At 69.9% G+C, this 22,938-nt stretch carries 23 protein-coding genes; 22 read left to right on the top strand and 1 reads right to left on the bottom strand.

What is annotated here, in order from left to right; genetic code table 11:
• Nucleotides 1-110 precede the first annotated feature (110 nt).
• On the top strand, nucleotides 111-1,208 hold the full coding sequence (locus ACWEPL_RS36850; protein ID WP_452438908.1) for a glycosyltransferase family 2 protein: 1,098 nt from the start codon (nucleotides 111-113) through the stop codon (nucleotides 1,206-1,208).
• The gene (locus tag ACWEPL_RS36845; RefSeq protein ID WP_452438907.1) at nucleotides 1,205-2,851 is read left to right on the top strand and encodes a glycosyltransferase; all 1,647 of its coding nucleotides are present in this window, start codon (nucleotides 1,205-1,207) and stop codon (nucleotides 2,849-2,851) included. The genes ACWEPL_RS36850 and ACWEPL_RS36845 overlap by 4 nt, the downstream gene beginning before the upstream one ends.
• Nucleotides 2,852-2,880: 29 nt before the next feature.
• Here the strand turns inward: ACWEPL_RS36845 and ACWEPL_RS36840 are convergent, their stop codons facing one another.
• Nucleotides 2,881-4,389 (bottom strand): glycosyltransferase, encoded by a 1,509-nt coding sequence (locus tag ACWEPL_RS36840; protein ID WP_452438906.1) that lies wholly within the window; start codon nucleotides 4,387-4,389, stop codon nucleotides 2,881-2,883.
• Between the two features lie 158 nt (nucleotides 4,390-4,547).
• Between ACWEPL_RS36840 and thrC the strand changes: the two genes are divergently transcribed.
• From thrC to ACWEPL_RS36740, 20 genes are all read left to right on the top strand, one after another.
• Nucleotides 4,548-5,606: a threonine synthase gene (gene thrC / locus ACWEPL_RS36835; RefSeq protein WP_452438905.1), complete on the top strand. Its 1,059-nt coding sequence runs from the start codon at nucleotides 4,548-4,550 to the stop codon at nucleotides 5,604-5,606.
• A gap of 12 nt (nucleotides 5,607-5,618) precedes the next feature.
• Complete coding sequence (gene thrB, locus ACWEPL_RS36830; RefSeq protein WP_452438904.1) at nucleotides 5,619-6,545, top strand: homoserine kinase; 927 nt, start codon at nucleotides 5,619-5,621, stop codon at nucleotides 6,543-6,545.
• 456 nt (nucleotides 6,546-7,001) lie between these two features.
• Nucleotides 7,002-9,086 carry a transcription termination factor Rho gene (gene rho, locus ACWEPL_RS36825; protein WP_452438903.1) on the top strand — a complete coding sequence of 695 codons (2,085 nt, stop codon included), beginning with the start codon at nucleotides 7,002-7,004 and terminating at the stop codon, nucleotides 9,084-9,086.
• Nucleotides 9,087-9,227: 141 nt separating this feature from the next.
• The gene (locus tag ACWEPL_RS36820; RefSeq protein WP_452438902.1) at nucleotides 9,228-10,493 is read left to right on the top strand and encodes a sensor histidine kinase; all 1,266 of its coding nucleotides are present in this window, start codon (nucleotides 9,228-9,230) and stop codon (nucleotides 10,491-10,493) included.
• A gap of 57 nt (nucleotides 10,494-10,550) precedes the next feature.
• A complete protein-coding gene (locus ACWEPL_RS36815; protein ID WP_185071359.1) occupies nucleotides 10,551-11,186 on the top strand; it encodes a response regulator in 636 nt (211 codons plus the stop codon).
• Nucleotides 11,187-11,308: 122 nt separating this feature from the next.
• Nucleotides 11,309-11,527, top strand: coding sequence for a 50S ribosomal protein L31 (gene rpmE / locus ACWEPL_RS36810; RefSeq protein ID WP_106248153.1), 219 nt, complete (start codon nucleotides 11,309-11,311; stop codon nucleotides 11,525-11,527).
• Nucleotides 11,528-11,607: 80 nt separating this feature from the next.
• Nucleotides 11,608-12,660: a peptide chain release factor 1 gene (prfA, locus tag ACWEPL_RS36805; protein ID WP_363962789.1), complete on the top strand. Its 1,053-nt coding sequence runs from the start codon at nucleotides 11,608-11,610 to the stop codon at nucleotides 12,658-12,660.
• Entirely contained in the window at nucleotides 12,657-13,511 is an 855-nt protein-coding gene (gene prmC, locus ACWEPL_RS36800; RefSeq protein WP_185071361.1) for a peptide chain release factor N(5)-glutamine methyltransferase, read from the top strand. Before prfA ends, prmC begins: the two co-directional genes overlap by 4 nt.
• A 28-nt stretch (nucleotides 13,512-13,539) precedes the next feature.
• Nucleotides 13,540-14,187 carry an L-threonylcarbamoyladenylate synthase gene (locus ACWEPL_RS36795; protein ID WP_355191410.1) on the top strand — a complete coding sequence of 216 codons (648 nt, stop codon included), beginning with the start codon at nucleotides 13,540-13,542 and terminating at the stop codon, nucleotides 14,185-14,187.
• Between the two features lie 90 nt (nucleotides 14,188-14,277).
• Nucleotides 14,278-14,535 carry a hypothetical protein gene (locus ACWEPL_RS36790; protein ID WP_452438901.1) on the top strand — a complete coding sequence of 86 codons (258 nt, stop codon included), beginning with the start codon at nucleotides 14,278-14,280 and terminating at the stop codon, nucleotides 14,533-14,535.
• Nucleotides 14,536-14,554: 19 nt separating this feature from the next.
• A complete protein-coding gene (locus ACWEPL_RS36785; RefSeq protein WP_452438900.1) occupies nucleotides 14,555-15,991 on the top strand; it encodes a hypothetical protein in 1,437 nt (478 codons plus the stop codon).
• Entirely contained in the window at nucleotides 15,991-16,365 is a 375-nt protein-coding gene (locus ACWEPL_RS36780; protein ID WP_350730010.1) for a hypothetical protein, read from the top strand. Before ACWEPL_RS36785 ends, ACWEPL_RS36780 begins: the two co-directional genes overlap by 1 nt.
• 551 nt (nucleotides 16,366-16,916) lie before the next feature.
• Nucleotides 16,917-18,182, top strand: coding sequence for a serine hydroxymethyltransferase (locus ACWEPL_RS36775; protein WP_363962791.1), 1,266 nt, complete (start codon nucleotides 16,917-16,919; stop codon nucleotides 18,180-18,182).
• 57 nt (nucleotides 18,183-18,239) lie between these two features.
• A complete protein-coding gene (locus ACWEPL_RS36770) occupies nucleotides 18,240-19,520 on the top strand; it encodes a glycosyltransferase family 4 protein (RefSeq protein ID WP_350730014.1) in 1,281 nt (426 codons plus the stop codon).
• Between the two features lie 130 nt (nucleotides 19,521-19,650).
• Nucleotides 19,651-20,073, top strand: coding sequence for a hypothetical protein (locus ACWEPL_RS36765; protein WP_355191415.1), 423 nt, complete (start codon nucleotides 19,651-19,653; stop codon nucleotides 20,071-20,073).
• A gap of 121 nt (nucleotides 20,074-20,194) precedes the next feature.
• Nucleotides 20,195-20,356 (top strand): AtpZ/AtpI family protein, encoded by a 162-nt coding sequence (locus ACWEPL_RS36760; protein WP_364244820.1) that lies wholly within the window; start codon nucleotides 20,195-20,197, stop codon nucleotides 20,354-20,356.
• Between the two features lie 73 nt (nucleotides 20,357-20,429).
• Complete coding sequence (gene atpB / locus ACWEPL_RS36755) at nucleotides 20,430-21,230, top strand: F0F1 ATP synthase subunit A (protein ID WP_350730018.1); 801 nt, start codon at nucleotides 20,430-20,432, stop codon at nucleotides 21,228-21,230.
• 71 nt (nucleotides 21,231-21,301) lie between these two features.
• A complete protein-coding gene (gene atpE / locus ACWEPL_RS36750) occupies nucleotides 21,302-21,532 on the top strand; it encodes an ATP synthase F0 subunit C (RefSeq protein ID WP_344876161.1) in 231 nt (76 codons plus the stop codon).
• Nucleotides 21,533-21,566: 34 nt separating this feature from the next.
• Nucleotides 21,567-22,115: a F0F1 ATP synthase subunit B gene (locus ACWEPL_RS36745; RefSeq protein ID WP_355191416.1), complete on the top strand. Its 549-nt coding sequence runs from the start codon at nucleotides 21,567-21,569 to the stop codon at nucleotides 22,113-22,115.
• Nucleotides 22,115-22,924 carry a F0F1 ATP synthase subunit delta gene (locus ACWEPL_RS36740; protein WP_452438899.1) on the top strand — a complete coding sequence of 270 codons (810 nt, stop codon included), beginning with the start codon at nucleotides 22,115-22,117 and terminating at the stop codon, nucleotides 22,922-22,924. Before ACWEPL_RS36745 ends, ACWEPL_RS36740 begins: the two co-directional genes overlap by 1 nt.
• Nucleotides 22,925-22,938: the final 14 nt, after the last annotated feature.

Here is a 22,938-nt window from a genome sequence, read left to right as displayed (position 1 = left end):
GAATCACCTCCACTCCACCTGCGGCGTAGGGCCTGCCGAATGTGGCGGCCGCGTCTACCAGTGAGTAAAACGGGCGTAAGGTAGGCGCCGACCAAGTCCCAAGGAGGCCCATGTCCATCACCCCTTGTGGCTTCGCTCGTACGCCGGAGAAGGGGCTGGCCCGCCTGCACTGGACGCACGACGGCTGGGCGGTGGAGGGCCAGCGCCCCGATGTGCCCGCGCTGCGCCCGCTGCGCGGTCTGGAGATCGAGTGGCCCGCCGCCGAGGTGCCCTTGGAGGGATTGCTGCGGCTGGCCGCCGCCGGGGTCCCGCTGACCGCCGGCCGCGCCGCGCCGTGGGTGCCCGGCGACCTCGCCGCGCTGCTCACCGACCGCGGCTGGCTCGGCCACGCGGCCGACGGGACCGCGCGTTCGCTGGCCGACCTGCGGCGGGAGGAGCACAGCGTACGCCTGCGCCGCCTGGGGCACCGCGTCTCCAGGCCCCCGGTCAGCCCTTCGGTGAGCCCTTCGGTGAGCATTGTGATGTCGAGCAAGCGGCCGGGGATGGTGGGGGCGGCGCTGGCCCAGATGGGCCGGCAGCGGGACGTCGAGGTCGAGGTGCTGCTCGGGCTGCACGGGGTGGGCTTCGAGGAGGTGCGGGAGGCGGTCGAGTCGTGTTCGCTGCCCGTGAAATGGATCGAGGTCTCTCAGGACGTTCCGTTCGGAGAGGTGCTCAACCGGTTGGCGGCCCTGGCGCGCGGCGACTACCTGGTGAAATGGGATGACGACGACTGGTACGGGCCGCGCCACCTGGGGGATCTGCTCATGGCGCTGGCGTACTCGGGGGCCGACGTGGTGGGGACGACGGCCGAGTTCTTCTACCTGGAGCCGCTGCGGGCCACGGTGCGGCGGACGACTTTCGCGAGTGGGGCGGCGTATCCGAGCGAGGTGTGGGCCGATCATGTGGCCGGAGGGACGATCTTGATTTCCCGGGCGAAATTTCAAGAAATTGGGGGATTTCCTAGGCTATCGCGGGCGGTTGATCTCGAGTTTCTCAAAGCAGCGCAAAAGGCTGGAGCGCGTGTCTACCGTACCCACGGGCTGGGCTACGTCCTGCGCCGGGGGCTCGGCGACGAGCACACCTGGCAGCTGCCCCTCGCCCACTTCCTCAAGGTGGCCGCCAACCAGTGGCGCGGCTTCCGCCCGAGCCTGCTGATGGAAGCCGCATGACCACCGATGTCACCGGTGCGGCCAGGGTGCGCGGCAACGACTACCGGACCCTCGAACCCCTCCAGGAAGACCTCACCCCGGAGCTCACGGTCAGCGTGGTCATCCCGGCCTACGGCGGGCAGGACAAGCTCGACCTGGTGCTCGCTGGGCTGGCCGGGCAGACGTACCCGGCGGAGCTGACCGAGGTCATCGTCGTCGACAACGGCAGCGCGCCCCCGCTGCGCCTGCCCGCCGTCCGCCCGGAGCGGACGCGCCTGATCGTCTGCGCGGAGCCGGGCCGGGCCAGCGCCCGCAACGCCGGGCTGGCCGGGGCGACCGGCGACGTGATCCACTGGCTCGACTCCGACGTGGTGCTCACCCCGGGCGCGATCGCGGCCCACATGCGCTGGCACCACGCCGCCCCCTACCTGGTCGTCACCGGCTACATCCGCTTCACCGACGCCGAGGTGCCCCGCGAGCTCCCCGACGACCTGGAGAGGCACTTCGAACCCGCGGAGCCGCACGCCTGGATCGTCGATCTCGTCGAGCGCACCGACGGCCTCACCGACAACCCCCAGCGCCCGTTCAGCCTGCACGTAGGGGGCGCGACCTCGGTCAACGCCCGGCTGATCGAGGCCGCCGGACCCATGGACGACGAGCTGATCCTGGGCCAGGACACCGAGATGGGTTACCGGCTCGGCCAGGCGGGCGCCGTCTTCGTGCCGGAGCCGTCGGCCCGCGCCTACCACCTCGGGCCCACCATGCGGATGCGCGGCAAACAGCCGATCGACCGGGTGAGCCACGCGTTCGTGGCCGACCGCATCCCGGCCTACCGGTGGCTGCGCGGGCATCCCGGGCGGCAGTGGAAGGTGCCGTACGTCACCGTGGTGGTGGACGGCACGGCGGGCTACGACTCGGTGCGCGCGACGGTGGACGCGCTGCTCGCCGGCACGTTACCCGACCTGTCCGTGCTCGTCCTCGGGCCCTGGGACACCCTCGACCGCGACCGTCGCTCCCCCCTGCAAGATCCCGACCTCGACCTGGTGCTGGTCCAGGGCCACTATCGCCACGAAGGCCGGGTACGCCTGTCCGCCACGGACTCCGTCGACCCCGCCGTGCCCTTCGTGCTGCGCCTGCCGTCCGGCTGGGTCCCCGGCGAGGACTCGCTCGCCCGCCTGCTCGACCTGGCCCGCGACGAGGGGCTCGGCCTGGTGAACGTGCTGCTCCGCGAGTCGTCCCAGGGGGTCCTCGCGGCCCGCCTGGAACGCGCGTCAGCCTTCGCCCGGGCCCGCATCGTGGTGACGCCGGGGGAGGACCTGGACGACGCGGTGGACTCGGTGTCGGGCGTCACCTGGGTGGAGGCGGAGACGTACGGCTTCACGACCGAGCCGGGGGCGATCCTCGGGCGGCGGGGGGCGTACCGGGCACGCCTGGAGGCGCAGGCCGAGACGGCCCGGCTGGCCAAGGAGGCGGAGCGGCTGCGGGCGCAGGTGGCCAAGTGGCGGGACGAGGCGGGGCGCTGGCGCAAGTCGACCGTGGAGCTGCGGCGCGAGGTCGGCACGCTGCGCCGCCAGCTGGCCGCGGCCGGCCGCGCCCAGCAGAGCCTGCGGGTCCTGGTGTCGACGACCATGAAACGCGCCTTGCGCAAACGCCTGCGCGGCTGACCCGCCCGCCCCTTCGCGTGCCCGGGGGGTCAGCTGGGGCGGAGGGCGGACTTGAGGCGGCGCAGCAGCGTGTTCTCCGGCGTGTTCTCCGGCGGCACCGAGACGGTCACCGGGGCGGCGGCCGAAGTCGGGGCGGGGATGGTGACCGGTTCGGGTCGCGCGGGAGCCGGCGCGGGCCAGTAGCGGTCCGGCGGCTCGTGGCGTACCCCGTGGGTGGTGGCGATGAGGTCGTCCACGTCGGCGGTCCCCGGGTCGGTGAGCAGGACGGCGCGGCCGAGGGCGGAGGTGCGCTCCAGCCGGGCCGTGCGTCCGTCGGGCAGGTCGACGATCAGCACGCCGGTGAGGTCCTTCTGCACCGACTCGATCATGCGCTCCAACGTCGCCCGGTGCAGCGGCACGTCGACCGGCCCCCGGTAGCGGAACGGCGTGGGCGCGGGCGTTGGGGCGGCCTCGTCGATCAGGCGGATGCGATCGTCGTGCGCGAACAGGTCACGCATCAGCCGCAGCTCGAAGCACGGGTCCGACAGGACGGACCGGCGCCCGGAGTTCAGCCGTGACCACGGCCCCACCAGCGTCACCACCACGTCCTGCAGCTTGCCGTCCAGCGCCGCCGCCACCGCCTGCCGCACCACCGACTCGGAGGTGTCCGTGACGTCGAGCACGATCTCCACGTACGGCACCAGCCACCGCCGCCCCCGGTCCTTGCGCAGGTCCCTGCGCAGCGGGATCCGGTGCGCCAGGTACGGCTCCACGGCCCGCACGGCGCGTTCCCTGTCGCGGTGCTGCGCGGGCAGCCCCAGGTGCACGGCCTGCGCGTCCATGTCAGGGACGAACACCACGCCGTGCATGGCCAGCCGGTAGGAGAACTCGGTGTCCTCGCCCCGCGCCACGTTCGGGTCGAGACCGCCCACTGCGTGGAAGACCTCCCGGGGCAGGGCGAAGGTCGGCCCCGTGCACACGTGGTACGGGTTGCGGCTCTTGCGCAGCCCGTCGGTCTTGGCGATCGTCGCCTCGGTGGAGCTGGACACGGCCCCGGCCAGGTCGAACAGCTCTCCCAGGTGCCCCGCCCTGAAGACCTGGCGCGGCGTGACCGGCGGCGCGTCCACGAACTTCTTCATCCCGATTGTGACGAGATAGTCCGTCACGTGGTGCCAGCGGGCCAGGGCCTCGATGTGCTCGCGGCAGGCCACCATGTCGGCGTCGAGACGCTGGATGATCTCGCCGTCGGCGGCCTTGGCGCCGGTGTTGACGGCGTTGGAGATGCCCCAGCCGTCGCGCACCCGTACGACGCGGGTGTTGGCGGGCCGGATCTCGGGCAGCAGGATGGGAGGCTCGCTGCCGTCGTCGACGATGAGGACCTCCATGAGATGGTCCGGGTACGTCTGCGCCGCCAGCGCCGCGAGTGTCAGGTCGAGCCGGTCCTGCCCGCCGTGAGCGGGTATCACCACGCTCACGGAAAGGGCGGGTGACCAGGTGCCGAGCTCCGGCGCCGCGATCGGCGAATAGTCGTTCTGCGTCAAAGCAGGACGCGCGTCCATGGTGGTGACCCCCTGGCCCGAGACCTTATCGGGAGATGCTGAGAATTTCCTGAATAGTGCCCCTGTCCAATGGATGTGTCCGGCCGGTGGACGCGGATCCGCGGCGGCCTGCCGCACCCCGTACACTCTGTGCCCAACACCGCAGGTAGGGAGTCATCATGAGCAGGTCGTGGCGTGGCCTCATCGAGGAATACCGCGAGCGTCTTCCTGTCACTCCGAAGACGCCTGTCATCACGCTGCTCGAGGGTGGCACGCCGCTGGTCCCCGCGAACCGTCTGTCGGCGCTGACGGGGTGCGAGGTCTACCTGAAGGTCGAGGGAGCCAACCCGACGGGCAGCTTCAAGGACCGCGGCATGACCATGGCCATCAGCAAGGCGGTTGAGGAGGGGGCCAAGGCGGTCATCTGCGCCTCCACCGGCAACACCTCGGCGTCGGCGGCGGCCTACGCCGTACGCGCCGGGCTGACCTGCGCCGTGCTGGTGCCACGGGGGAAGATCGCCATGGGCAAGCTGGCCCAGGCGCTCGTGCACGGCGCCACGCTGCTGCAGGTCGAGGGGTCGTTCGACGACTGTCTCGAGATGACCCGCAAGCTGTCGTCCAGCTACCCGATCGCGCTGGTCAACTCGGTCAACCCGTTTCGGCTGCAGGGCCAGAAGACGGCGGCGTTCGAGATCGTCGACACGCTGGGTGACGCCCCGGACATCCACTGCATCCCGGTGGGCAACGCGGGCAACATCTCGGCGTACTGGATGGGCTACCAGGAGTACGCGGCCGACGGGGTGTCGACCAGGCGGCCACGCATGTTCGGCTTCCAGGCCAGCGGGGCGGCGCCGATCGTCCAGGGCGCTCCCGTGTCCCATCCGCACACGATCGCCACCGCCATCCGCATCGGCAATCCGGCCTCCTGGTCGCTGGCCACCGCGGCGCGCGACGAGTCGGGCGGCGTCATCCAGGCGGTGACCGACCGGCAGATCGCGGCGGCGTACAAGCTGCTGGCGCAGGAGGAGGGCGTGTTCGTGGAGCTGGCCTCGGCCGCCAGCGTCGCGGGGCTTCTCCAGGCCCACGCGCAGGGGCTCGTCGACCCGGGCCGGCGCATCGTCTGCACGGTCACCGGCAACGGGCTGAAGGACCCCGACTGGGCGATCTCGGGCGCGCCCGCGCCCGTCGTCATCCCCATCGACGTCCACGCCGCCGCGGCGGCGCTCAACCTCGCCTGACAGGGAGTTCATGTGCGGACCGTTGAGATTCGCGTGCCCGCCACCTCGGCGAACCTGGGTCCCGGGTTCGACGCGCTCGGGCTGGCGCTGAGCCTGTACGACGACGTCGAGGCCGCGCTCACCGACGAGGCCGGGGCTCGCGTCACCGTCGAGGGCGAGGGCGCGGGTGAGCTGGATCTCGGAGAAGGTCACCTGGTCGTCAAGGCGATGCGGGCCACCTTCGACCGCATGGGGATCACGCAGCCCAGCGGGATCCGCCTGCACTGCCGTAACAGGATTCCGCACGCGCGCGGGCTGGGCTCCTCGTCGGCCGCCCTTTGCGCGGGCATCCTGGCGGCCCGCGCTTTGGCTGAGGGCGAACAACTTTCTGAGCGCGGGCGATTTTCGGACGACGACGTTTTCGCGCTGGCCACGGAGATCGAGGGCCATCCCGACAACGTGGCCCCCTGTCTGGCCGGCGGACTGACCGTGGCCTGGTACGACCACTCCGGGGCGCCGCATATGGTGAAACTGGCTCCTGACGAGCGCATCCGCCCGGTCGTGGTCGTTCCTGTCACCCGGCTGGCCACGGAGACCGCACGGGGGCTGCTGCCGAAGGACGTGCCCCACAAGGACGCATCGTTCAACGCCGGCAGGGCTGCGCTGCTGATCGCGGCGCTGACCCGGCAACCGGAGCCCGAGCTGCTGCTCGCCGCCACCGAAGATCGACTCCATCAGCATTACCGCGCGCCTGCGATGCAGGACACCGCGAATCTGGTAGAACGTCTCCGTGCAGTGGGCGTGCCCGCCGTCGTTTCGGGAGCGGGTCCCACGGTCCTTGCGTTTTCGACATCGGATACGCAGGATTTGATCGCGCCAGAAGTGGGTAATGACTGGCACATCCAGCAAATGGACGTCGACCCGGTTGGTGCGAACGTTCAGTTCCCCGAGACACGCTGATGCCTCTTTAGACCTTCAGGGAATAGCCGTGTGCGCTGGTGATGTTAGGCTGGTAGCCGCACCAGATGCCCCCTTGGTGGGTGCGTGCTTGTCAGCCACACATCGCTGCATCATGTTTCACGTCGCGAGGCGTGAGCAGCGCGGCTGTCTCCCCGGACTCCGTTGCCTCCGGTTGGCCCACACCCGGTTGGCTCGAAACGAGGCGGCGACGACGGGGACCTGCGCGTTCGATCACATCGACATCTGGTTGGCGACAGCAATCTGGGGGGTGTCAGCCACGCGCCACGGCCCTGTGGCGGCTTGGACGAGCCTCTCCCCAAGAGTGGCGGCCGTCCACAGCGACAGCCGAAGATCACAGCGTGCACCCCGACCCGGTCTGTCCCGCCGGATCGCAAGCACCTCCGGGACGCCCGGCAGAACGAAACCGGCGCCCGACCCCTGGGAAGGACCTTTTAGTTGAGCGACACCACCGAACTCCTCTCCGACGCATCAGGCGCAGAGCCGGCGTCCGGCGACACCCCCACCCGCGCACCGGCGAAGGCCACCCGTGCGCGTCGCTCCGGCACCGGCCTGTCCGCCAAGGTGCTGCCCGAGCTGCAGAAGATGGCAGCGGAGCTGGGCATCAGCGGGACCGGGCGCATGCGGAAGAGCCAGCTGATCGCGGCCATCCAGGAGAAGCAGGGTGGCGGCTCCGGCGAGGCGGCTCCGGCTCCCGCCGCGGCCACCGAGGCGCCCGCCGCCGCCGCGGCTGACGCCGCCCCGGCCGCTGAGCGGCCCACCCGTACGCGCAGGGAACGTTCCCGCGCCAAGACCACCGAGGAGCCCGCGGCCCAGCCCGTCGCGCAGCCGGCGGAGCCCGTCGCCGTGGCCCCCGAGCCCGTCGCGGCCGCCGCGCCGGCCGAGCCGGTCGCGGAGCCGCAGGCCCAGGCCGTGGAGAGCGGCCAGAGCGACACGCGCGCCGAGCGCGGCGAGAGCCGTCGCGAGCGCCGCAGCCGCGGTGAGCGCCGCGAGCGGGGCGACCGCTCCGGCAGCGACCGCGGTGAGGGCGGTCGTGTCGAGAGCAGCCGCGACGGCGGCCGTGACGGCCGTGACGGCCGTGACAGCCGTGACGGCGGGCGCGACAGTGGCCGTGACCTCGGCCGTGACGGCGGGCGCGACAGCGGTCGTGACCTCGGCCGCGACGGTGGACGTGACGGTGGACGTGACGGTGGACGTGACGGTGGCCGCGGTGAGCAGCGCGAGCGCGCCGCCGACGCGGGCCGGAGCGACCAGCGTGGCGACCAGCGCGGCGGTGGCAGCGACGACGACGATCGCGGGCGCGGTCGCCGGGGCCGCTTCAGGGAGCGCAACCGCGGCCGTGGCCGTGACCGCTTCGAGGGCAGCGAGCCCGTCGTCGGTGAAGACGACGTGCTCATCCCGATCGCCGGCATCCTCGACATCCTCGACAACTACGCGTTCGTCAGGACCAGCGGCTACCTGCCGGGCAGCAACGACGTCTACGTCTCGCTCGCCCAGATCCGCCGCAACGGCCTGCGCAAGGGCGACGTCATCACCGGCGCCGTCAGGCAGCCCCGCGACGGCGAGCGGCGCGAGAAGTTCAACGCCCTGGTCCGCCTCGACACCGTCAACGGCATGGACCCGGACCAGGCCCGCAACCGGCCTGACTTCAACAAGCTGACGCCGCTCTACCCGCAGGAGCGCCTGCGCCTCGAGACCGAGCCGAACATCCTCACCACGCGGATCATCGACCTCGTCTCGCCGATCGGCAAGGGCCAGCGCGGCCTCATCGTCTCGCCGCCCAAGGCCGGTAAGACGATGGTGCTGCAGTCCATCGCCAACGCGATCACCCGCAACAACCCCGAGTGCCACCTGATGGTCGTGCTCGTGGACGAGCGGCCCGAAGAGGTCACCGACATGCAGCGGTCGGTCAAGGGCGAGGTCATCCACTCGACCTTCGACCGTCCGGCCGAAGACCACACCACGGTCGCCGAGCTCGCCATCGAGCGGGCCAAGCGCCTGGTGGAGCTGGGCCACGACGTGGTCGTCCTGCTCGACTCGATCACCCGCCTCGGCCGCGCCTACAACCTGGCGGCCCCGGCGTCCGGGCGCATCCTGTCGGGTGGTGTCGACTCCACGGCGCTCTACCCGCCCAAGCGCTTCTTCGGCGCCGCCCGCAACATCGAGAACGGCGGCTCGCTGACGATCCTCGCCACGGCCCTGGTCGAGACCGGGTCCAAGATGGACGAGGTCATCTTCGAGGAGTTCAAGGGCACCGGCAACGCCGAGCTCAAGCTCAACCGCTCCCTGGCCGACAAGCGCATCTTCCCCGCGGTGGACGTGGACGCGTCCGGCACGCGTAAGGAAGAGATCCTCATGGGCAAGGACGAGCTCCAGATCGTCTGGAAGCTGCGCCGGGTGCTGCACGCGCTCGACATGCAGCAGGCGCTCGAGCTGCTCCTGGAGAAGATGAAGGAGACCAAGTCCAACGCGGAGTTCCTCCTGCAGGTCCAGAAGACCACGGTGAGCAACGACCGCGACTAGCGGCTCCCTGAGAGGGGCGGCATGGGGTTCGGCCCCGTGCCGCCCCTTTCGCGCGCCGGCCCGGTAGGTGGGGGTAGCCCTACCCCTACGCCGGTTGCCATCCGGATTCACGGCGGCCTCTCGCGCGTGCAGGCTGAAGGCATGCGATCAGCCGCGTTGAAGGATCGGGTGCCGTTCGGGGCCAAGGGGCCGCTGGGGGTCGTGGTGGACCCCATGACGTGGCGGGCGGCGCCGTACCTGCTGATCACGGGAGTGACCGGGATCAGCTGGTTCGTCGCGCTGTCCGTCGCCGTGCCCACGTCGCTCACGCTCACCGTCGTCTGGGTCGGCGTGCCGCTGGTGATGGCCACGGTGCTGATGTGGCGCGGCGGGGCGATGCTGGAGAGGCGGCTGATGTACGTGGCGTTCGGCGTGAAGATCGCCGACCCGTACCGGGCCAGGCCCGAACGCGGGCTGGGCGCGCATCTCCGCTGGCTGCTGGGGGACGCGGCCACCTGGCAGGACCTGGGTTATCTGCTGATGCTGCTCCCGCTCGGTCTGGTCGAGACCGCCGTGTCGGTCGTGCTGTGGTTCACGGCGGTGGTGCTGATCATCCAGCCCGTCCTGATGGCGCTGTGGGCGGTGGCGGACGTCTACACGGAGCTGACCATCGACAGCTGGCCGGGAGCCGTCGTCGCCATGGTCTTCGGGATGCTGGTGTTCGTGCTCGCGGCGTACCTCGTACGCGGGATGGCCTGGCTGCACGGGACGCTGGCGACGGTGCTGCTCGGCGGCAGCCAGGAGGAGCGGCTGAGAGCCAGCAGGGCCAGGGGGATCGACGCGGCCGAGGCGGAGCGGCGCCGGATCGAGCGCGACCTGCACGACGGCGCGCAGCAGCGGCTGCTGTCGGTGGCGGTGGACCTGGGACGGGCGCAGTCGAAGTTCGACAGCGAGCCCGAGGAGGCCAGGATGCTCATCGCGCAGGCCCACGCGGGCACCAAGGCCGCCATCGCCGAGCTGCGCAACCTGGCCAGGGGGATCCACCCGGCCATCCTGAGCGACCGCGGCCTGGACGCGGCGCTGTCGGGGCTGGCCGCGCGGGCGCCCATCCGCGTGGACGTCTCCGTCGAGCTGCGGGAGCGGCCGCCCGCAGCGGTCGAGAGCATCGCGTACTTCATCGTGGCCGAGAGCCTGACCAACATGGCCAAGCACTCCGGCGCCACCGAGGCGTCGGTGACGGTGCTCAGGGACCATCGAGGCGTGGTCGTGGACGTCTGGGACGACGGCATCGGCGGGGCCGTCGTCTGCCCGGGCGGCGGCCTGTCGGGGCTGGCCGACCGGGCGGCCACCATCGACGGCGTGCTCGTCCTGCACAGCCCCGTGGGCGGGCCCACTCTCGTGCGTGCGGAGCTGCCCTGCGAGTGGTAGGCGCATACCGCGGCCTGCAGTGGACAGCTGAACGCTGTCCACTGTAGTCATGTGGCCATGCGCGTGGTCATCGCCGAGGACTCCGTACTCCTGCGCGAGGGGCTCGCGCGCCTGCTCGCCGACGGCGGCATCGAGACCGTCGCGGCCGTCTCCGACGGGCCCGCGCTGGTGTCCGCGGTCCTGGAGCACGAGCCCGACCTGGCCATCGTCGACGTACGCATGCCGCCGACGCACACCGACGAGGGCCTGCGGGCGGCGCTGCAGGTGCGCGTGGCCAGGCCGGACTTCCCGATCCTGGTCCTGTCGCAGTACGTCGAGGAGCGCTATGCCGGCGACCTCATCGGCAGGGCCGTCGGCTACCTGCTGAAGGAGCGGGTGGCGGACGTGGCCGAGTTCCTGGAGACGGTGCGGCAGGTGGCGGCGGGCGGCACGGTCATCGATCCCGAGGTCGTCGTGCAGCTGCTGAGCCGCCAGCGCCGGGGCGCCCCGCTCGACTCCTTGTCCCCCCGCGAGCGCGAGGTGCTGGCCCTGATGGCCGAGGGCCGCTCCAACACCGCCATCGCCGCCCGGCTGGTCGTCACGGAAGGCGCGGTGGAGAAGCATATTTCCGGTATCTTCGCCAAGCTGGCCCTGGGGCCGGCGCCCGAGGATCATCGCCGTGTGCTGGCCGTACTCACCTATCTGGGGCGCTGACGGGAATGCGCGATGGCCTGGGATGGTTGGACGATCTGGCACACTGGTAGCTGACCATTTAGCGGTTCCGGTTCACGCCGTGCGTGAAGGCGACCCGGCGGCCGCACCCCGAAAGGACAGCGATGAAGCGCGACATCCACCCTGACTACAACGTGACGCAGGTGAGCTGCTCCTGCGGTAACACGTTCACCACCCGTAGCACCGCCAAGAACGGCGTCATCCACGCCGACGTGTGCTCGGCCTGCCACCCGTTCTACACGGGCAAGCAGAAGATCCTCGACACCGGCGGCCGGGTGGCCCGCTTCGAGAAGCGCTTCGGCAAGAAGGCCACGGGCAAGTAGCTTCACCGACGCCGGCCCGGACGCACGCGCGTGCGCTGGGCCGGCGTTGCTGGTGTAAGCCCCAAGACTAAGGACACACGGTGAACCTCGACGAGTTGCTCAAGGAGTATTCCGAGCTGGAGTTGCAGCTCGCCGATCCCGCCGTGCACGCTGACCAGAACAAGGCCCGCACCCTCGGCAGGCGTTATTCGCAGCTCACGCCGATCGTCACGACGTACCGCGAGCTCGACTCGACGCGCGACGACCTGACCGCCGCCAAGGAGCTGGCCGGTGAGGACGAGGCGTTCGCGGCCGAGGCGGTCGAGCTGGAGGAGCGCATCCCCCAGCTCGAGGAGAAGCTCAGGCACCTGCTCATCCCGCGCGATCCCAACGATGACAAGGACATCATCATGGAGATCAAGGCGGGCGAGGGCGGCGAGGAGTCCGCGCTGTTCGCGGGCGACCTGCTGCGGATGTACCTGAGATACGCCGAGCGGCTCGGCTGGAAGACCGAGGTCATCGACAGCCAGCCCTCCGACCTGGGCGGCTACAAGGACGTCACGGTCGGCATCAAGGCCAAGGGCGACGAGGGCGTGTGGTCCAGGCTCAAGTACGAGGGCGGCGTCCACCGCGTGCAGCGGGTGCCCGTCACCGAGTCGCAGGGCCGCATCCACACCAGCGCCGCGGGCGTGCTCGTCTACCCCGAGGCCGAGGACGTCGACGTCCAGATCGACCCCAACGACCTGCGCATCGACGTCTACCGCTCCAGCGGCCCCGGCGGCCAGAGCGTCAACACCACCGACTCGGCGGTCCGCATCACCCACCTGCCCACCGGCGTGGTCGTCTCGTGCCAGAACGAGAAGAGCCAGCTCCAGAACAAGGAGTCGGCCCTGCGCATCCTGCGTGCCCGGCTGCTGGCCATCGCCCAGGAGCAGGCCGAGGCCGCCGCGCAGGCCGAGCGCAAGTCGCAGGTCCGCACGGTCGACCGCTCCGAGCGCGTACGCACCTACAACTTCCCGGAAAACCGGATCTCCGACCACCGGGTCGGCTTCAAGGCGTATAACCTCGACCAGGTTCTCGACGGTGAGCTCACCGCCGTCACCCAGGCCCTCATCGACGCCGAAATGGCGGAGAAGCTCGCACAACACTCATGACATTTCTGCTGGACGAGATCGCCCTCGCCACCGCCCGGCTGGCCGAGGCAGGTGTTCCCTCACCGCGCACCGACGCTGAGGAGATCGCGGCATTCGTCCACGGCGTGCGCAGGAGCGAGCTCCACACGGTCAAGGACTCCGACTTCGACGCGCTGTTCTGGGAGGGCGTGGCCAGGCGCGAGGCCCGCGAGCCGCTGCAGCACATCACCGGCCACGCCTACTTCCGCTACCTCGAGCTGTCGGTCGGCCCCGGCGTGTTCGTGCCGCGGCCCGAGACCGAGGTGGTGGCGGGCTGGGCCATCGAGACGCTGCGCGCGATGGACGTGACCGCCCCGCTCGTCGTCGATCTCGGCACCGGCTCGGGCGCGATCGCGCTGTCGATCGCCCAGGAGGTGGCCTTGGCCGAGGTCCACGCCGTGGAGGTCGACCCCGGGGCGTACACGTGGGCCAAGCGCAACATCTCCGAGCTCGGCCAGGGCCGCACCCACCTGCACCCCGAAGACCTGGCCGAGGCGCTGCCCGAGCTCAACGGCAAGGTCGACCTGGTCATCTCCAACCCGCCCTACATCCCGCCAGGCGCGATCCCGCGCGACCCCGAGGTGCGCGACTACGATCCCACCAGGGCGCTGTACGGCTCCGGCGAGGACGGGCTCGGCGAGGTGCGCGCGGTCGAGCGCACGGCCCGCCGCCTGCTGCGGCCCGGCGGCTGGGTGGTCGTCGAGCACGCCGACCAGCAGGGCAGGGCGGTCTATCTGACGTTCCCCGAGGACAACGGCTGGCGCGACGTGCGCCTTCGCCAGGACCTCACCAGAAGGGACCGCTTCGTCACGGCCCGGCTGGGCCAGGACTAGGATCCATGCGAGCGAGGTGACAGGACCGATGGCCAGACGCTTTGACTGCTCCGACCTGGAGCAGCGGACCGTGGGCGTGATGGAGGCCGCGGCCGCCGTGCGGCGCGGCGAGCTCGTGGTGCTGCCGACCGACACCGTCTACGGCATCGGCGCCGACGCGTTCACGCCGGCGGCGGTCACGGCACTGCTCGACGCCAAGGGCCGGGGCCGCGAGATGCCGCCGCCCGTGCTCGTGGGCACCGTCAGAGCCGCCACAGCGCTCATAGACGACCTCGGGCCGTACGGGCAGGACCTGATAGACGCCTTCTGGCCCGGGCCGCTCACGCTCGTCTGCAAGGCCAACAGGGCCCTTTCCTGGGACCTGGGGGAGACCAAGGGGACGGTGGCCGTCCGCATGCCGCTCCACCCGGTCGCGCTCGACCTGCTCAAGGAGACCGGGCCCATGGCCGTCTCCAGCGCCAACCGCTCCGGCGCCCCCGCCGCCACCACGGCGGAGGAGGCCCAGGAGCAGCTCGGCGACTCGATCGAGGTCTATCTCGACGGCGGCAAGACCACCGACAACACACCCTCCACCATCATCGACCTCACCACCGCCGTGCCCCGGCTGCTGCGGCGCGGGGCGATCCCGGTGGAGAAGCTGCGCGGCATCATCGGATACGTCGCCACCGACGACTGACGCCATACCGTCTGCTTATCCCGGCTGCGATCGCGCTCCGGCCGACACTACGGTGAGGCCCGGAGCGGCGATTACGTCCGGGAGTGGCCCATGGGCAAGTTCGACGGCATGGATCCCAAGCTGGTCCGTGACCTGCTGACCGAGGTGAAACACGCGGCCACGCAGATGCGTACGGTCGAGGACCAGGTCAGGGCCGCCATGCACCGCGCCGGGCTGTCGGCCCAGACCACCCACCGCCCGGCGCAGGTCGCGGAGGCCGTCGACGGGATGGTCAAGGACGTCAACGTCCGGCTCGGGGTGCTGGAGAAGCGCGTCGAACCGCCCCGGATGGGGGGCGGGGGCTACTGAGGACGACGATCCCAAGCAGGTGCGGGGGGATCGGGACAAGTACGACAACCCACGCGCCGACGAGCCTCCGTCGAAGGACGACGACGCGAAGTCGGATTCGGACGGCAAGACGGGTGCCGATGGGAAGTCGGATTCGGACGGCAAGACGGGCGCCGACGGGAAGTCGGACTCCGATGCCGATGGGAAGACATGCGACGGTGCCAAGGACACTGGGACGGGCCAGGACACCGGAGGCGACGGTAAGACCGGCGATCAGCCCGTAGACCAGCCCAAGGACGACGATGTGGGCAGCAGGCGCGACCGCGGCGCCGAGGCGGACGGCGGTGCGGTCAACACTCCGGCCAAGGACCAGCAGGACCCGACCAAGCCGCACATCGTGGAAGTGGACGGCGTAAAGGTCCTGCAGATACCCATCGACCCGCCCACGGCCGAGCAGTTGGAAGACCTCCTCGAGAACGCCGACAAGGTGCAACCGGCGGACATGCCGAAGGTTTCCGCCGACAGCACCACCGCCGCGAACGTCAACGCCTGGGCGAACGACGGCAGCGACGTGGTTTCCGTCGACACCAATCCGCCCAACCTGGACGCGCTGAAGACGGTGGTGGGACACCACCGGGAAATTCCGCCACTGGACATGCCGGGATTAGCGGACACCTCCGGCTACGACACCACCCCCACGGACGGCACCACCCCCACGGACCGCACCAACGCCACGGACGGCACCAACGCCACGAATGGCACCGCTCCCACTGCAGGCGCGAACGACGCCTGCACGTCCGGCGGCACGGACACCACACCCGGCGCCACGGATACGACGCCTGGAGGCACGGACAACAGGCACGGCGGTTCGCACACCACACCTGGAGGCACGGACACCACACCGGGCGCCAAGGACACGGTGCCGGGTGCCAAGGACACGGTGCCAGGTGCCAAGGACACGACGCCGGATCAGCCCTCAGGCGGTGACGCGGGTCAGCGGACGGGTGACCGAGGGACCGGCGACCAAGGCCGAGGAACGGGCGACCAGGGAACCTACGGCCAGGGTGGCCAGGGTGGTCTAGAGGCGGGGGAGCAGGGAGGGCTGGGGAGAGGCGATAGCCCGGCGAACGGTGATCAGGGGACACGGGGCCAAGGGGCGCCCGTCGCGATCCCGCCGACCAGTCCCTCGGTCCAGGTGCAGATCGCGTACGGGGCAGAAGCCGCTCCCCCCGCCGCATCAGACATCAACGTTTGGGCGAACGACGGCAGCGACGTCGTCTCCGTGGACGTCTCCCCACCCAGCCTGGACGCCCTGCGGACGGTCATGGATCACCACCGCGAGATCCAGCCCCTCGAGATGCCCTCCGTAGAGGTTCCGCCCGGCGAGTACGGCAAGGGCGAGTGGGCGCCCAGGGACATCCGGCCCGACGGCCCGCCCGGCGACATCGACCCCGGTACGCCGGAAAGGAGCGCGTGATGTACGTCGACCCGCCGGCGCCCAGGCCCAGGGAGCGCGACGAGACCCCGCCCGCCTCTCCCTCAGGAGCCCTGGACAGCCCTCAGAGGGCCTGGGAGTTCAACCCCGACTACCAGCGCCTCGTCCTGGCCTGGAACACCGTCCTGCCCCAACTGGAGACGCTCAGAACGGCGCTGGACAAGGCGTACGGCCTGGCCAAGAGTCCTCAGACGTGGGACGCGCCGGTGGGCGAGCGCTATGTCCAGGACATCCGCGAATGGCGCACCCGGCTGGCCGTCTACCGCCACTCCGTGCTGACCGCCATCAGCGACGAGGCGGCGGACACGCCCAGGTGGATCCCCACGACGGCCAACGCGCCGCATGCGTTCCAGTAGCCCGCCGCCCGGCTGAGGTCCTTTCGAGGGAGGTGCCCGGGAGGTCCCTTGAGGGGGAAGCGGCCCGCCGTGTCCTTTGCGGGAAACGGCCGAGTGTCCCCTTTGGGGAGGCAGCTCAGAGTGTCGTTTGAGGGGGCAGGGGAAAGGCCGCTTGTGGCGCGGTGGCGCGAACCCGCTTGAGGGACAGCCGGGAAAAGTGCGGCTTGAGGGAAATAGCGGGGGTCGCTCCAGAGGAGGACGGGCCGGGGGAGCGGCTTGAGGGCGCGGGCCGGGGGAGCGGCTTGAGGGCGCGGGCCGGGGGAGCGGCTTGAGGGCGCGGGCCGGGGGAGCGGCTTGAGGGCGCGGGCTGAGGAAAGAGCTTGGGCGGCAGGCTGAGGAAGGGTTTGGGGCCGCGGCCTGAGGGAGCAGCTTTTGGGGTGCCGGGCTGAGGGAGCCGCTTTAGGGGAGCGGGCTGCGGGAGCGGCTTGCGGGGCGGCTCGGTGGGTTGCCGGTGAGGGGTGGGGGAGGGGGCGTGCCTGGGAGAAACGGACATTAGGTCGTACAGTGGGGAAATGGGTGGGGAACCCTATTACGGTCCCGACTTCGGGTTGCTGCAGAGGCAGGACCCGGAGCTCGCACAGGTGCTGCTCGACGAGCTGGAGCGAGTGCGCGGCGGGATCCAGCTGATCGCGAGTGAGAACTTCACCTCGCCCGCCGTCCTCGCGGCACTCGGTTCCACCCTCACCAACAAGTACGCCGAGGGCTACCCCGGACGGCGCTATTACGGCGGGTGCGAGGTGGTGGACCGGGCCGAACGGCTGGCGATCGAGCGGGCGCGCGAGCTGTTCGGGGCGGAGCACGCCAACGTGCAGCCCCACTCAGGCGCCTCCGCGAACCTGGCCGCATACGCCGCGCTCCTGCAACCCGGCGACACCATGCTGGCCATGGCGCTCTCGCACGGCGGCCATCTCACCCACGGCTCCAAGGTGAATTTCTCGGGAAGATGGTTCGACGTCGTGTCGTACGGCGTGCGGCGTGACACCGAACTCATCGACTATGACGAGGTCCGGGATCTGGCCCTGCGGCATCAGCCGAAGCTCATCGTGTGCGGCGCCACGGCGTACCCCAGGCTGATCGACTTCTCGGTCTTCCGCGGCATCGCGGACGAGGTGGGCGCGTGGCTGATGGCCGATGTGGCGCACCCGATCGGGTTGATGGCCGGCGGCGCGATCCCGTCGGCGGTGCCGTACGCGGACGTCGTGACATTCACCACTCACAAGGCGCTGCGCGGGCCGCGCGGCGGGGCCATCCTGTGCACGGAGGAGCTGGCCGGGAAGATCGACCGGGCGGTGTTCCCGTTCATCCAGGGCGGGCCGTTGATGCACGTGGTGGCCGCCAAGGCGGTGGCGTTCGCGGAGGCGATGCGCCCGGAGTTCGCCGATTACGCCAGGCAGGTGGTCGCGAACGCGCGGGCGCTGACGGAGGCGCTGGCCGGGCAGGGGATGCGGCCCGTGTCGGGCGGTACGGACACCCATCTGGCGCTGATCGACCTGCGGGATCTCAACGTGTCGGGCGCCGAGGCCGAGCGCAGGTGCGCGGCGGCCGGCATCACGCTCAACCGGAACGTGATCCCGTACGATCCCGAGCCCCCGTCGATCACGTCGGGGATCCGCGTCGGCACGCCGTGCGTGACCACCCAGGGCATGGGGCCCCAGGAATTGAAGGAGGTCGGGACGTTGGTGACCCGGGCGGTGCGACATCCGGCCGACGCTGGGGAGGTTCGGGAGAGAGTTTCGGCGCTTCTGGCCATCCATCAGCCATATCTCAGCGAATATTAAGCTGGTCTGTGTCGTTTTCCGGTCCCAGCGGGCCGGAGGATCCGGGAAACTAGGTCCGTGCGCGAATACCTGTTCATGGCGCTCATCGCCGCGGCGGTGACCTATCTGCTGGTCCCGTTGGTGCGCCGCTTCGCCATCCGCATCGGCGCCATGCCGGAGATTCGCGATCGCGACGTGCACACCACGCCGACGCCCAGGCTGGGCGGCCTGGCCATGTACGGCGGCCTGGTCGTGGGGCTGCTGCTGGCCGGTCAGCTGACCCATTCGGGCGAGGCCCTGGCCGGTACGGGCGCCAATCCGGTGCCCGCGCTGATCATCGCGGGCGGGCTCATCACGTTCACCGGGTTCCTCGACGACTGGTGGGGGATGGACGCCCTCATCAAGCTCGCCGGCCAGATCGCGGCGGCCGGGGTGCTGGTCTTCTTCGACATGCGGCTGACCTCGATCCCGCTGCCGGAGAGCTGGGGCGGCTCGACCAGCCTCGACTACACGCTCAGCACGATCATCACCATCCTGGTCGTGGTCGTGACCATCAACGCGGTCAACTTCGTCGACGGGCTCGACGGCCTGGCCGCCGGGATCGTGTGCATCGCGGGCATGGCCACCTGGGCCTACTCGATCATCATCAGCCAGGACATCACCGGCAGCAACATCACCGCGACGGCCGCCATCGCCGCCGTCCTCATCGGCGCCTGCCTGGGCTTCCTGCCGCACAACTTCCACCCGGCGAAAATCTTCATGGGCGACACGGGCGCCATGCTGATCGGGCTCGTGCTCGCATCCTCCATCGTCACGGTGACGCCGGTGGACACGTCGGCCATCGTGGAGATGAACAAGTTCCCCGTGCTGCTGCCGCTGCTCGTCCCCGCGGCGGTGCTGGTGCTGCCGCTCATCGACCTGATCACCGCCGTCGTGCGGCGCACGTCGCAGGGCCTGTCGCCGTTCGCGCCCGACCGCGGTCACCTGCACCACCGGCTGATGGACATCGGCCACTCGCACCGGCGTTCGGTGCTCATCATGTACGCCTGGACGTTCCTGTTCTCGTTCGGCATCGTCGGCATGTCCAGGGTCGGCGTGCCCGTCCTGCTCTTCCCCGCGGTCATCGTGCTCGCCCTGGCCGTCCTGGTGCTGATGGCCCTGCCGCGCTGGCGGGGCAGGGGCGGGGCGCACGCGGCGCCACGCGACGACAACCCCGACGATGACGGGCCTCCCACGGGGCCGATGCCGCCGATCCTGCCCGAGGACCCCCAGGTCAGGAGACAGGCGCCGCCTTCGGACGGCGCTCGCGCGAGCGCCGAGGGTAAACCGGTCATTCCTGCCTTTCCGAGCCGTTCTTGATCGGGAACTAGAAACGGCAGGTAAAAGCGGTCTTCCGTGAGCTTGTGATATCTTTCACGAGCAGGGACTCCAGACCCACCGGTTCTGGAGGTAGCAAACGCTCGCTTGATAACTTGTTGATGGAGCACCGATGCAGGCCAACGACGTGCGCGTACTCAAGAGCGCCGCGATTCCGACCTTCGCGGTTGGGGTGGTCGCCGTGGCTGTGTCGCTCCTGACGATTGGCGGCAAGGGAGCGCTGGGCGCCGCGATCGGCACTTTGCTCGTCGGGGTTTTCTTCAGCATCAGCGTGGTAGCGGTGTCCTATGCCGCTCGGGTCTCCCCCCAGATGATGGCGATCGCGGCGATGGTCAGCTACCTCGTCAAGGTCGTCGCCATCATGGTGGTGCTGGCCTCGTTCCGCGACACCACGGCCTGGAACACCCAGGCGTTCGCCTGGACCGTCGTGGTCTGCACCCTTGTCTGGACCGGTTTCGAAGTACGTGCCTTCATGAAGACCAAGATCCTCTATGTCGACCCCGAAGCCGGGGTCCCGGGGAAGGGCGATTCATGACGGCAGGTAAAACGGGCGGGGTCCGATATGACTAGTCCGCTACTTGCCTGCTATCGTCAAGGCCGCGATGAGCGCACAGGAACGCCGACCCGAAAAGGACGGTCGCGACTTCGCCGATGCCATGTGGTCAGTCCCGAGCTACTTGATCGCCGGGATGGCTATCTACGGAGGCGCCGGCTGGTTGCTGGACCGGTGGTTGGACATGTCCGCGTTCTTCCCCATAGGCATCGTCCTGGGGCTGGTGCTCGGTGGCTACCTGGCATACCGGAAGTTCGGTCGCTAGCCCATACGGCAGTAGATCGCTTCGCTGAGGAAAACCCTTGTGATCCACACTACGACGTTGAAGGGAACGCCGCGTGATTGCGCTGACGGTCCTCGCTCCTCCTGAAGACCAGTTCCGGGCCCCAACGCCTGACGAGCTGTTCAACTCCTTTACCCCGATCATTCCCGGGGTCGACTGGTTCACCAAGCCGGTTCTCCTCGCCATCCTCAGCGCGGTCCTGGTGATCGGCTTCTGCTGGGCCGCCTTCGCCAACCCCAAGATCGTCCCGAGGGGTGTGCAGAACGTCGCCGAGTACGGCTACATGTTCGTCCGCGACCAGGTCGCCCGGCCCTTCCTGGGCAAGGACGCCGACCGGTGGATGGGCCTGCTGCTGACGCTGTTCTTCCTGGTCTTCATCTGGAACATCATGGGCGTCATCCCGATTCTCCAGTTCCCGGTGGCCTCGCACATCGCCTTCCCGATCGTCCTCGCGGGCTCGATCTACGTGCTCAAGGTCTACCTGGGCATGAAGCACCAGGGCCCGATCGGCTACTTCAAGAACCTGATGTTCCCGCCGGGACTGCCCAAGCCGATCTACCTGCTGCTCTCGCCGATCGAGTTCCTGTCGAACCTGATCATCGCGCCGTTCACGCACGCGGTCCGACTCTTCGCGAACATGTTCGCCGGTCACATGCTGCTGGCGTTCTTCAGCATGGTCGGCTTCTGGTTCCTGTTCGAGAAGCTGACGCCGCTCGGCGCCGGGGTGGGCGTGATCGGCGTGGTCATGACCATCATCTTCACGGCCTTCGAGATGTTCATCCAGTTCCTGCAGGCGTTCCTCTTCGCGATGCTGGCCTCGATGTACATCGGCGGCTCCCTGCACGCAGAGCACTGAGATCCACGTACCGGAATATCCATGACCGGTGAGACTCCGCTTCACCGGCCGTCCAGTAAAGGAATACAGCAATGAGCGTTCTCGCTGAGGTCTCCGGCAACGTCACCGCCATCGGTTACGGTCTCGCCGCCATCGGCCCCGGCATCGGCGTCGGCATCATCTTCGGTCAGGGCGTGCAGGCCATCGCGCGTCAGCCCGAGGCTTACGGCCTGATTCGCCAGAACATGCTCCTCGGCTTCGTTCTCACCGAGGCCCTCGCCCTGCTCGGTCTGGTCGCGCCGTTCATCTTCGCGAACATCTAAGGCCAGAAGAAACCCCTGACGAAAGGCTGCAACCATGACTAAGGCAGCTACGCTCCTCGCGGCGGAAGAGGGCGCTAACCCGCTCATCCCGCACACTTTCGAGCTCGTCGTCGGCATCTTCTCGTTCCTCGTCGTCCTCGTCGTCGTCGGCAAGATCCTCGTCCCGCGTATCCAGAAGACGCTGGGCGAGCGCGCCGACGCCATCGAGGGTGGCATCAAGAGAGCCGAGGAGGCCCAGGCCGAGGCGCAGGCACTGCAGCAGCAGTACCGCGACCAGCTGGCCGAGGCCAGGCACGAGGCGGCCCGGCTGCGCGAGGAAGCTCGCGAGCAGGCCGCGCAGATCAAGGCCGAGCTCCGCGAGGAGGCGCAGGCCGAGGCCCGCCGTCTCGTCGAGGCCGCGCACGCGCAGATCGAGGCGGACCGCCAGGCGGCCTTCGCCCAGCTCCGCACCGAGATCGGCCGTCTGTCGACCGATCTGGCCGGCCGCATCGTCGGCGAGTCCCTCGAGGACGAGGTCCGGCAGAGCCGCATCGTCGACCGGTTCCTCGACGAGCTCGAGTCCACGCCGCAGGCGGTGCGCTAATGCGAGGTCTGAGCAGGACGTCGCTGGCAGAGGTCGAGGAGCGGTTCAACGCGGTGGCCGGCAGTGCCGACCTCGGGACGCTCTCCGACGAGCTGTTCGCGATCGCGGATCTGCTCGACCGCGAACACGGCCTGCGCCGGGCGCTGTCCGACCCGGCCAGGCCCGGCGAGCAGAAGGCGGCCACCGTGCGCGCGCTGCTCGCGGGCAAGGTCAGCGAGGCCGCGATCGCCACGACCGAGGCCGCGGTCTCGGTCCGGTGGTCGCGGGCCGGTGACCTGGCCGACGCGATCGAGCGGCTCGGCGTCGTCGCCGCGGCCGCGGAGGCGGAGAGCCAGTCCAGGCTCGACGACGTGGAGGACGAGCTCTTCCGCTTCGGCCGCATCGTCGCCGCCAACCCCGATCTGCGTCGCGCACTCGCCGACCAGGCCGCGCCGGAGGCGGGCAAGGTGCAGCTGCTCGGCGACCTGCTCGGCGGGAAGGTCGCTCCGACCAGCCTGCGCCTGCTCAGGCAGGTTGCGGTGCATCCGCGTGGGCGTAGCCTGGAGTCGGGCCTGGAGGAGTTCATCCAGCTCGTGGCCCAGCAGCGCCAGCGCCTCGTGGCGGTGGTACGTAGCGCGGTCGAGCTGACCGAGGCGCAGAAGCAGCGCCTCACGGCGTGGTTGAGCGCCTCCTACGGCCGTGACGTGCACCTGAACGTCGAGGTGGACAAGCGAGTGCTCGGTGGGTTCTCGGTCCGCATCGGCGACGAGATCATCGACACCACCATTGTGGGACGAATCGAAGAAGTCCGCCGCCGGTTGGCCGGCTAGGCGAATAGGGAGAC

The organism is Nonomuraea sp. NPDC004186 (assembly GCF_053603495.1).
The sequence above is the reverse complement of the archived record's forward strand: the minus strand, read 5'-3'. Positions and strand labels throughout refer to the sequence as shown.

Excerpts from the sequence above, each read along its gene's own strand:
- ACWEPL_RS36850 (WP_452438908.1), top strand. The coding sequence starts at position 111 with ATGTCCATCACCCCTTGTGGCTTCGCTCGTACGCCGGAGAAGGGGCTG.
- ACWEPL_RS36845 (WP_452438907.1), top strand. The coding sequence starts at position 1,205 with ATGACCACCGATGTCACCGGTGCGGCCAGGGTGCGCGGCAACGACTAC.
- ACWEPL_RS36840 (WP_452438906.1), bottom strand. The coding sequence starts at position 4,389 with ATGGACGCGCGTCCTGCTTTGACGCAGAACGACTATTCGCCGATCGCG.
- thrC (WP_452438905.1), top strand. The coding sequence starts at position 4,548 with ATGAGCAGGTCGTGGCGTGGCCTCATCGAGGAATACCGCGAGCGTCTT.
- ACWEPL_RS36820 (WP_452438902.1), top strand. The coding sequence starts at position 9,228 with ATGCGATCAGCCGCGTTGAAGGATCGGGTGCCGTTCGGGGCCAAGGGG.
- ACWEPL_RS36815 (WP_185071359.1), top strand. The coding sequence starts at position 10,551 with ATGCGCGTGGTCATCGCCGAGGACTCCGTACTCCTGCGCGAGGGGCTC.
- rpmE (WP_106248153.1), top strand. The coding sequence starts at position 11,309 with ATGAAGCGCGACATCCACCCTGACTACAACGTGACGCAGGTGAGCTGC.
- prmC (WP_185071361.1), top strand. The coding sequence starts at position 12,657 with ATGACATTTCTGCTGGACGAGATCGCCCTCGCCACCGCCCGGCTGGCC.
- ACWEPL_RS36795 (WP_355191410.1), top strand. The coding sequence starts at position 13,540 with ATGGCCAGACGCTTTGACTGCTCCGACCTGGAGCAGCGGACCGTGGGC.
- ACWEPL_RS36790 (WP_452438901.1), top strand. The coding sequence starts at position 14,278 with ATGGGCAAGTTCGACGGCATGGATCCCAAGCTGGTCCGTGACCTGCTG.
- ACWEPL_RS36780 (WP_350730010.1), top strand. The coding sequence starts at position 15,991 with ATGTACGTCGACCCGCCGGCGCCCAGGCCCAGGGAGCGCGACGAGACC.
- ACWEPL_RS36775 (WP_363962791.1), top strand. The coding sequence starts at position 16,917 with ATGGGTGGGGAACCCTATTACGGTCCCGACTTCGGGTTGCTGCAGAGG.
- ACWEPL_RS36765 (WP_355191415.1), top strand. The coding sequence starts at position 19,651 with ATGCAGGCCAACGACGTGCGCGTACTCAAGAGCGCCGCGATTCCGACC.
- ACWEPL_RS36760 (WP_364244820.1), top strand. The coding sequence starts at position 20,195 with ATGTGGTCAGTCCCGAGCTACTTGATCGCCGGGATGGCTATCTACGGA.
- atpE (WP_344876161.1), top strand. The coding sequence starts at position 21,302 with ATGAGCGTTCTCGCTGAGGTCTCCGGCAACGTCACCGCCATCGGTTAC.
- ACWEPL_RS36745 (WP_355191416.1), top strand. The coding sequence starts at position 21,567 with ATGACTAAGGCAGCTACGCTCCTCGCGGCGGAAGAGGGCGCTAACCCG.
- ACWEPL_RS36740 (WP_452438899.1), top strand. The coding sequence starts at position 22,115 with ATGCGAGGTCTGAGCAGGACGTCGCTGGCAGAGGTCGAGGAGCGGTTC.